Here is an 8,878-nt window from a genome sequence, read left to right on the forward strand (position 1 = left end):
AAGAGATCCTATGTCCGATCGCGAGGGTTCGGGCTTCAGACAAATAGACGACCGACAACCACCGGTCAGCTCGATACCGTCGTGCCCGTGAGCCAGCCCGCCAGGTTGTCGCGCGAGGACGAGCAGCTCCTCGCGGCCGCCGTCCGGAATTTCAGTCCGGAAGAGCGTCGTTTCGCTATGGCGACCAGGCTGAGGGCGGAGGGGATCCGCACACTGGAAGAGGCATATTCGACCCCGGAGAAGAGGCGAACGCTCGTCCGCGTGGCGCGCGATGTGGGCGGGAAGACGGGCGCGTGGCGCCAGTTGGCTGCCGTTGTTAGACAGCTTCACCCGCGTCCGGTCCAGGCGGCCGCGACGCGGGCTTCGATCTCTGCTGCGGTGTCCACGGCTAAGGGCAGGGTGCGGGTGTCAGTTCCGACCGCTGAGCGTGGAGCGCAGACACGGACAGTCGAGCGCCCGTTAGCTCCGGCTGCGGAGCCTGAGGCGGAAACTACAGCGGTGGTGTGGCCCGTGGAGAGGCCGGAACGGCGGGCCAGGCGGCTCGTGGCGGTGCAGGCGCGGGCCGATCGGCTACAGGAGCAGGTGGCGCGGCTGACACATGAGAAGGACGACCTCGCTCAGGAGCTTGCCGCCGCTCGGGTCGAGATAGCCGCGCTCAAGGCCCTGCTCGGGGAGGCGGAGCAGGGGCGTGCCGAGGTCGCGGAGCGTCGCCGCGAGGCCGAACAGGAGGCGGAGCGAATCATCGAGCGTGCCCGCCGCGAGGCCGCCGACATGATCGTATTGGCGCGAATCGAGGCCGAGGCGATCCGTGATGCGGCCGCGTCGCGCTTGGAGCTTCCCGCGCCACCCGAGTTCTCGGTGGAGCCTACCGGGTTCCAACCGACCGCAGTGGACAAGTTTATCGAGCGGATCAGGTCTCACCGGGTTTGGCACGAACCGCCCGCGTTCCCGCAAGTAGGTTCAGGCTACGACCGCCGACAAGTGGTCGTCTATCTTGACAAGCTGCGCCGGGCGGTGGGCGGGTGAGGTCGCGGCGGGCGTTAAGTGTGGGGCTGGGAAGCTTCGCGGGGCAGTGGAAGGCGTTTCCGTTTGTGGCGCAACGGGTGGAGGCGGTCACCAAAGCGCTGGCTAACTTTGGGTATTCGTGCGCAACATTGGACGGCGCGCAGGCACCGTCCGCGGCGAGCGTGGCGGAGGCGATCTGGCGGGCGGCGGCCGGGCTTACGCCCGATGATGTGCTGCTCGTGCACATTTTGAGCCACGGTGTCATCAGCGAGAAGACGGACGAGCTGTATGTGGTGGGCGCCGATGGCGAGTTCGAGCCCGGCGATGATGTCGGCAGGTGGATGAGAAAGGTTGCCGACTCGCCGGGTCTGCCGCACATGTTGTTTCTCCTCGACATCTGCCACGCGGGCAAGGCGGCCCGGCCGCGCTGGCACATCGACGACGATAAGCGGGGCTGGGTGATCGCGGCGTGCGCGCCCGATGAGCCCGCGTTCAACGGGCGGTTCACCGAGGCTGTGGCCAACGTGCTCGACCGGTTCGCGCGCAGCGATGTCGAGTTTGACCCGTCCCGGCGGCACATTCCCCTTGAGACGTTCGCGCGGGCCGTGCGGCGTGAGGTGAAGCGGCTCAGCGAGGCCCGCAACGGGTACCGGCAAGAAGTCACGGGAAGTCTCCTGGACATCACGGCCGACGTGCCGGACCTGCCCTTCTTCCCCAATCAGCATCCGGCGACCGATCCGCGCGTGCTTGCGCGCCCGCAGGTCGACCCCGCGGTCGCGCCGTTCCTTGACGAGGTGGACGAAGCGCTCGACGCCGCGCATTTCATCGAGCGGGCCGCGGGGCACGGCGAACTGCCCGCGCAGCAGGGCGTGGGCTGTTTCAGCGGGCGCAGGCACGAGCTGCGGCTGCTGTCAGAGTGGTTCGACGGGTACGACGACCGGCGGCTCATCGTGGTCACGGGGAGTCCTGGCGTGGGCAAGTCGGCGTTGGTCGGGGTGGCCGTGTGTGCGGCTCACCCGAAACTGCGTGAGCCGACGCATGGTCTATGGGCGCGTCTGGACCGCACACCGCACCGCAACTCGCGGCTCGTCGCCGTGCATGCGCGCCAACGTGATCTGAGCGAGATCGTGGCCTCGATCCAGCGGCAGCTTTCGCTTGACCCGCAAGGGGATGTGCTGGAGCAGCTGGGTGCGCTCGATGAGCCGCCGGTCATCGTGATCGATGCATTGGACGAGGCGGAGCGCTATGCGGAGGTCCTGGATCGGCTCCTGTTGCCGTTGGCCAGCGGGACGCCCGCGTGCCGGCTTCTGATCGCGATGCGGCCGTGGGCGGAGCTGGGCGAGCTGCGCGGGCTGGCTGAGGCGGGTGGCGGGCTGATCGACCTCGACACCGTGGCGGAGGACGTGCTTCGGCGCGACATCGAGGATTACATCCGAGAACTGTTGCGCTATCAGGCCCCGTATGGAGAGCTGGCCTACGTCGGGGCGCGCGAGACGTTCGCGTCGGCGGTGGCGCACGAGTTGACCCGGCCGCGCGAGGAGGAGCAGCGCTGGGGCGCGTTTCTCGTGGCGGGCCTGTACACCTATCACCTGCTGTCCGCTCACGAACCGATCAGCGACCCGGCCCGCGCTTCCGAGCTGGGCAGCCGGGTGCCGCTGACCCTGCCCGCCCTGCTGGAGCTGGAACTCAAGGCCCGTGGCAATGTGCCGTGGCTGCGCCCGCTTCTCGTGGCCCTCGCCCACGCGCGCGGCGAAGGCATGCCGGTCGAGACGGCTTCCCGTGCGGCGCAATCGTTTGCGCCGTCGGGGATGGGCGTGGCAGAGCCGGCCGAGATCGCCGAGGCGATGCGTGTGGCGCGCTTCTATCTGAGGCGTAGCGCCGATGTCGACGGCACGACGCTGTATCGCCTTTTCCACCAAGGATTGTCCGACTATCTGTGCGAAGGTGCCGACGCGAGCGGCATGCTGGCCGCGATGCTCGCGCCGATCGGGGTCGCCGGTTCGCGGGCGCGGCGCTGGGATCTGGCCGAGCCCTACCTGCGGCGGCACGCCGTGCAGCACTGCTCGGACACGAGCGTCTTCGCCGGTGACCTGGAGTTCCTGGTCTACGCCGATCCGGTGGCGGTCACCGCATTGCTGGAGACCGACCCGCCAGTGTCGTGGTTGGACAGCGAAACCCATCAGCGGATCGGTACCCAGATTGTGGAGCGCCGCTATGGCCTTGCGCGCCTTGCCCTGCGGGCTGGTGAGCACGACGTCGCCGCGCAGCTCACCGAGGCGCTTCCATGGCGTCCACTGTGGACCGTAGCGCCTAAGCGGGCCAGTGGAGCGTTGCATCTGGGCGAAGGCTCGATCGAGGTAGGGTTCGCCCGCGTAAGCGGCGCCACCACGTACGTTTTTACGTGGGTGTCCGGCAGCTACTTCAGCACGTGGGAGTTTGGGCCGGGCGGTGGCGGCCGCATGTGGACAGTCGCGTTGACCGAGCCCGTGACACGGGTCGAGGTGGTGTCCGGATTTGTCTTCGTGAACAGCCGCAGCATTCACCTGGGCCTGGGCACACCCGGCGCCCCCTCCGTGGCAGAACCGGGCACCGAAGTGTCGATGCTGGCCGCCCATCGGGTCAAGTGGGTCAAGACAGAACAGGGTGAGATCCTCGTCGTCGCCGACGAGACCAGCGGCATCCGGTTGTACAAGGGCTACACGCGGACGCCTCTCGGGTTGATCCAGACGGGCGGCACGGTGGCCGCATTGGACTGTGTGGCCGACGCCGGCACGCTGACGGTGGTGGCATTGTGGGGCGAGAAGGTGGTCGTCCACTCATGGCTGTTGCGCCGTCACGTGCCCGGCGATCCGGTCGTGCTGGGAGGGGCACCCCAGCACGACCGGATCGCATGCTTCAAATGGGGCTCACGGCTCGTGGTTTTGACGGGCGGGCCCGAGGTACTCGCGTGGGAGTGGCCACGTCCGCCGTCCATTGGCGATAGCCGGGAGAGAATCACGGCGGTGGCATGCGACCCGGACGGCCGATATGCGGCGACCGCCACGGCCCGCGGCGCTATCGTGGTGCACGACACGGCCAACGGCGATCCGGTGGGCACGCCGTTCGCGGCGATGGCGAGCGCGCTGGGCTTCGCGAAAGTGCGCGGTCGCACCATGCTGCTCGTCGGCACGCACACCGGCGAGGTGGGCGCGTGGGATGTCGAGCGGAACGCCTGGGCCACTTATCATTTCGCCGCACACGACGGTGCGATTGGGATCGTGTCGGTGGCCGAAATGGGTTCGGGCGCAGTCTTGCTATCGGCTAGCGGGCAAGTCGTGCACCTGACCGACTTCTCCACCGGCGGGCTCCTGCTCGACCCGTCGCGCCCTGCCAGGCTGCCGAAAGGCGCATTGTTGGAGCCCGATATCGAGGTGCCGCGCCTTGGTGCGCCCGTCGAGTCCTGTGCGAAGTCGGCCAACGGGGACGTCTTCGTGATCATCGAGGGGGAGGCTACGTACCTCCGAGCGATGTAAAAAAAATTTGACTCGATGTCGGCTATTCTTTACCTTGTAGGCATGACCTTCGAGGAGAAGCGGGCGTGGGTGCTGGGGCTGCTGGCAGTCGTCACCTACGCCATCTATGTGACCGTCATCGTGCGGCGCGCGGACGGCATGCCGCTGGCCGAGGTGCCCTACGTGTCCACGATGCTGTGGGCGATCGGCGGGTCGATCATCGCGTCGATCGTGCTGGCGATCCTGATCGGCATCGTGTCGCCACGCGACGTGGACAAGAAGGATCAGCGCGACAAGGAGATCTACCGGTTCGGCGAATATACCGGCCAGTCGTTGGTCATCGCCGGGGCGATCGCCGCGCTGGTCATGGCAATGGCCGAGCTGGCGCACTTCTGGATCGCCAACGTTATCTACCTGGCGTTCGTGCTGTCGGCCGTGCTCGGCTCGATCGTCAAGATTGTCGCCTATCGGCGGGGCCTGCCGTCGTGGTGAAGCCCACGAAGGTCACCAACTCGATCCGGGCCCTGCGGTTCGCGCACGGCGAGATGACGCAGGCCGACCTGGCCGACCGGATCGGCGTGACCCGCCAGACGGTCATCGCCATCGAGCAGGGGCGCTACTCGCCATCGCTGGAGATGGCCTTCCGGATCGCGCGCGTGTTCGGCGTCCGGCTCGACGATGTCTTTCAATATCCCGAAGAGGGGGATGGGTCGTGAAGGCGATAGTGCAGGATCGATATGGGTCGGCGGAAGTGTTCCGGCTGACCGACATCGAGCCGCCGCAGCCGGGTGTTGGTGAGGTGCTCGTGCGGGTGCGCGCGGCCGGAGTCGATCCCGGGGTGTGGCATCTGATGACCGGGCGGCCCTATCTGATCCGTGTCATGGGGTTCGGGCTGCGCCGGCCGAAGAGCCGTGTCCCGGGCGGGGATGTGGCCGGTGTGGTGGAGGCGGTCGGGCGCGGCGTGACCGGGTTCCGGCCCGGCGATGAAGTTTTTGGTACCGGTGAAGGCTCGTTCGCGGAATTCGCCGTCGCGCGGGCGGACCGGCTCGCGCCCAAGCCCGCCGACGTTGGCTTCGAGCAGGCGGCGGCGGTGCCGACGTCCGGATTCGCCGCACTGCAGGGATTGCGTGACCGGCAACCGGTACTGGATGGGAAAAAGGTTTTGATCATCGGCGCGGGTGGCGGCGTCGGCACGTTCGCGGTGCAGCTGGCCAAGGCCTTCGGCGCGGAGGTGACCGGGCTGTGCAGCTCGTCCAAAGTGGACCTGGTGCGCTCGCTCGGCGCCGATCACGTCATCGACTACACGCGTGAGGAGCTCACCGGGCCGCCGCGCTTCGACCACATCCTCGACACCGCGGGCAACCGCCCGCTGTCACTGCTGCGGCGCGTGCTCAAGCCGGACGGCACGCTCGTCATCGTCGGCGCGGAGGGCGGGGGCAACTGGTTCGGCCACACCGGTCGCCTACTGAGCGTGCCGCTGGTGTCATTGTTCGTGAAGCAACGGCTGGGCGGGATCATCTCCGTGCCGCGCCCCGCCGATCTGGAGTCGCTGCGTGAGCTCTTGGCGGCGGGCCGGCTTACCCCGGTCGTCGACCGGACCTATCCGTTGGCCGAGGCGGCCGAGGCCGTGCGGCACATCGAGCGCGGGCACACGGCCGGCAAGGTCGTGATCAGTGTTGACTCCTTGTAGGGTCGTGCTAGCCTTGCACGTGTCAGAGAAAACTTACACATGAAGGAGCGCCATGACGCGGGCCCGGCCGACCGGTGACGAACTGGCCGAGATGCTGGCGGCGCTGGCCAACCCGCTGCGGTTGCGCATCGTCGCGCAGCTCTCGGCCGGCCGCAACTATGTCAGCCAGCTGGCCCGCGAGATCGGCGTCAGCCGCCCCCTGCTGCACATGCACCTGCAGCGGCTGGAGGCGGCGGGCCTGATCGTCGGGAGCCTTGAGCTGTCCGACGACGGCAAGGCGATGAAGTACTACGAGGTTGCCGACTTCGACGTGCGCCTCACCCCGGCTGCGATCGCCGAGGCGGCGCGAAGCCTGACCCCCAAGGAGAATGACTGATGGACCTGAGCAACTGGCCGACCGTGATCTTTTTGCTCGGCGTGCTGGCGCTGGCCACCTTCGTGTTCGTCGCGATCCTCGCATCGGCGCACGAGTTCCGCACGACGAAGGTGGCCTCGGCGACGGCCGACGACCTCAGGCAGCTGGTGCGCCGTTACGAGCAGCTGGCCGAGTCCACATTGGATGCCCAGCAGCGGGTGGCGGCCGACGTTGCCGAGCTTCGGACCCGTACCGCATCGATTGAACAAATCCTCCGGACCGTGGAATGAAAGCCATCGTGCGGGCGCGCTACGGCGGGGCCGATGCGCTGAGCCTGCAGGAGGTCGAGCAACCGGAGCCGGGCGACGGCGAGCTGCTCATCCGGGTGCATGCCGCCTCCGTTGACGCGGGTGTCGTGCACCTGATGACCGGCGAGCCCTATCTGATGCGGTTGATTTATGGGCTGCGCGCCCCGAAGCTGCACGTGCTCGGCATGGACGCGGCCGGAGTCGTTGCGGCCGTTGGCAAGGGCGTGACCGCGTTCCGGCCCGGCGACGAGGTCTATGCGGAGGTGCGCGCGGGCAGCTTCGCCGAATACACCACCGTGCCGGAGGGATTGGCTTCGCCCAAACCGGCCAACCTGACGTTCGAGGAGGCCGCGGCCGTGCCGTCGTCGGCAAACCCGGCGCTCATCGGACTGCGTGACGTGGCGCGCGTCCGACCGGGGCAAAGCGTGCTCGTCAACGGGGCGTCGGGCGGAGTCGGCACGTTCGCCGTGCAGATCGCCAAATGGCTGGGCGCCGACGTGACCGGCGTGTGCAGCGCGTCCAAAATGGACCTCGTGCGGTCGATCGGGGCCGACCATGTCATCGACTACGTGCGCTCAGATTTCACGGCGGGCAAGCGGCGCTACGACGCGATCCTGGACCTGGCCGGAAACCACGGCGTGGGCCGGATGCGGCGGGCGCTCGCGCAGAGCGGCGTGCTCGCGCTGTCGTCCGGCAAGGGCGGTCGCTGGATCGGGCCCATTGGCCGCATCGCCGCCGGCGCGCTCATGAATCCCTTTACCCGCCAGCGGATCGGCTCGGTCATGGCCGCGCCTAGCGGCGAAAACCTTGCCACACTGAAGAAACTGTTCGAGTCCGGCACCATCCGGCCGGTCGTCGACCGCACGTTCCCGTTGGCCGAGACGGCCGAGGCGATCCGGTACTTCATGGCGGGCAAGGCCCGCGGCAAGGTCGCGATCGCCGTGTAGGGCTCACCCGTCGACCCACAACCGGATGGTCGTCGCCGGTGGTCCGATGTGGACGCGGATCAGGTCGCACAACACGTTGGCCAGCAACAGCCCGTAGCCCCGACCGCCGTCGACCGGCGGGACGCGACCCGCCAACGCCGGCAGGCCACCCACGCTCACCACCTGCGCCACGATGGCGTGCTCGGCTCGCCAGAAGCTGACCCGGCCACCGTCGCCGCCTTGCTGCACGCTGTTGGTCGCGACCTCGCCGAGGGACTGCACCATGCGGGTCGCGAGGTGGTCCGGTGTGCCGCACTCGGCGAAAACGCGGAGGCGGCACGGCGTACGGCGGCGAGATCGGTGTGCGTCAGGACGTCGAGATGGCGGGCGTGCGCGGGAGGATCCGCCAGGGGCGGGTTGAACCGGCGCCACGCCTGCTCCTCGTAGCCCGGGCTGGTCCACGTGCGGTCGGCGTCGGTCAGGGTCGGATGGGTGTAGAGCGCGTCGGCGAGCACGGCCGGTTCGAGCGCGCTCTCGTCATATGGGCACAGGAGGATCGCGTCGCGGCCGGCGAACGCGTCGTTGACCAGGGCCTCGGGCTGGGCGCACGCAGGGTACTCGGTCGGGCTGCGCCCGGCCCAGATGGGCTCGCCGACGATGTGCGCCCGCCGGGCCCGGGTGCGCGCGAGCCGCGGCCAGCAGCACCGTGGGGATGAACCGGCCCAGCCGGTCGGCGTATGCGCCGCCATGCGTGAGGTGTTTCGGGACAACCCGCAGCAGTTGCGGCAACGCCGTCGGCGGGCCGATCGGCTCGCGACAGATGGTGGTGTGATGCCGCGCCCGCCGGTTTCCGTGCCATACGACTGCGAGGCGATGCTGCAATCGCTTGAGGCGAAGGCGATTGCGGGTGTCGAATCGGTGGGCGAGGGGTGCGTACCGGCGAAACGCCCTCGGTGGCGGGCTAGCCCCAAGGCCGTGTAGATAAGGCATCGTTCGCCCTGTCAAGGACTGGGCGGGGGCAGGATGTCGATGTTGAGGGTGGCCTTGTAGCTGGTGCGGTTGACGTTCGGGCCGCGGGCTTGGTATTTGGAGATGGCGCGTTT

11 protein-coding genes are annotated in these 8,878 nt (G+C 68.3%); 9 read left to right on the forward strand and 2 right to left on the reverse strand.

The features are described from left to right. Positions 1-510 precede the first annotated feature (510 nt). From DM816_RS42810 to DM816_RS23535, 8 genes are read left to right on the forward strand one after another with little or no spacing between them, the layout of a single operon-like run. Positions 511-1,026: a hypothetical protein gene (locus DM816_RS42810; RefSeq protein ID WP_162907752.1), complete on the forward strand. Its 516-nt coding sequence runs from the start codon at positions 511-513 to the stop codon at positions 1,024-1,026. Then, positions 1,023-4,517, forward strand: coding sequence for a P-loop domain-containing protein (locus DM816_RS23505; protein ID WP_117212568.1), 3,495 nt, complete (start codon positions 1,023-1,025; stop codon positions 4,515-4,517). Before DM816_RS42810 ends, DM816_RS23505 begins: the two co-directional genes overlap by 4 nt. Positions 4,518-4,559: 42 nt before the next feature. Continuing rightward, positions 4,560-4,988 (forward strand): hypothetical protein, encoded by a 429-nt coding sequence (locus DM816_RS23510; protein ID WP_117212569.1) that lies wholly within the window; start codon positions 4,560-4,562, stop codon positions 4,986-4,988. Continuing rightward, complete coding sequence (locus DM816_RS23515; RefSeq protein WP_117212570.1) at positions 4,982-5,212, forward strand: helix-turn-helix transcriptional regulator; 231 nt, start codon at positions 4,982-4,984, stop codon at positions 5,210-5,212. The genes DM816_RS23510 and DM816_RS23515 overlap by 7 nt, the downstream gene beginning before the upstream one ends. Then, positions 5,209-6,186 carry an NAD(P)-dependent alcohol dehydrogenase gene (locus tag DM816_RS23520; RefSeq protein ID WP_117212571.1) on the forward strand — a complete coding sequence of 326 codons (978 nt, stop codon included), beginning with the start codon at positions 5,209-5,211 and terminating at the stop codon, positions 6,184-6,186. The genes DM816_RS23515 and DM816_RS23520 overlap by 4 nt, the downstream gene beginning before the upstream one ends. Before the next feature lie 52 nt (positions 6,187-6,238). Continuing rightward, positions 6,239-6,562 carry an ArsR/SmtB family transcription factor gene (locus tag DM816_RS23525; protein ID WP_117212572.1) on the forward strand — a complete coding sequence of 108 codons (324 nt, stop codon included), beginning with the start codon at positions 6,239-6,241 and terminating at the stop codon, positions 6,560-6,562. Beyond that, complete coding sequence (locus DM816_RS23530; RefSeq protein ID WP_117212573.1) at positions 6,562-6,831, forward strand: hypothetical protein; 270 nt, start codon at positions 6,562-6,564, stop codon at positions 6,829-6,831. The genes DM816_RS23525 and DM816_RS23530 overlap by 1 nt, the downstream gene beginning before the upstream one ends. Beyond that, positions 6,828-7,796 (forward strand): NAD(P)-dependent alcohol dehydrogenase, encoded by a 969-nt coding sequence (locus tag DM816_RS23535; RefSeq protein WP_117212574.1) that lies wholly within the window; start codon positions 6,828-6,830, stop codon positions 7,794-7,796. The genes DM816_RS23530 and DM816_RS23535 overlap by 4 nt, the downstream gene beginning before the upstream one ends. Before the next feature lie 3 nt (positions 7,797-7,799). Here DM816_RS23535 and DM816_RS42815 read toward each other — a convergent pair whose 3' ends face one another. Together DM816_RS42815 and DM816_RS23540 are read right to left on the reverse strand one after the other, a co-directional pair. Then, positions 7,800-7,958, reverse strand: coding sequence for a hypothetical protein (locus tag DM816_RS42815; protein WP_211588825.1), 159 nt, complete (start codon positions 7,956-7,958; stop codon positions 7,800-7,802). Then, positions 7,952-8,524 (reverse strand): MEDS domain-containing protein, encoded by a 573-nt coding sequence (locus tag DM816_RS23540; protein WP_170318861.1) that lies wholly within the window; start codon positions 8,522-8,524, stop codon positions 7,952-7,954. Before DM816_RS23540 ends, DM816_RS42815 begins: the two co-directional genes overlap by 7 nt. Here DM816_RS23540 and DM816_RS42820 point away from each other — a divergent pair. Next, positions 8,523-8,756 carry a hypothetical protein gene (locus DM816_RS42820; protein ID WP_162907750.1) on the forward strand — a complete coding sequence of 78 codons (234 nt, stop codon included), beginning with the start codon at positions 8,523-8,525 and terminating at the stop codon, positions 8,754-8,756. The two genes, DM816_RS23540 and DM816_RS42820, sit on opposite strands and share 2 nt — an antisense overlap. The last annotated feature ends 122 nt before the right edge of the window (positions 8,757-8,878 follow it).

It is taken from the genome of Allorhizocola rhizosphaerae, assembly GCF_003426775.1.
Taxonomy (GTDB): domain Bacteria; phylum Actinomycetota; class Actinomycetes; order Mycobacteriales; family Micromonosporaceae; genus Allorhizocola; species Allorhizocola rhizosphaerae.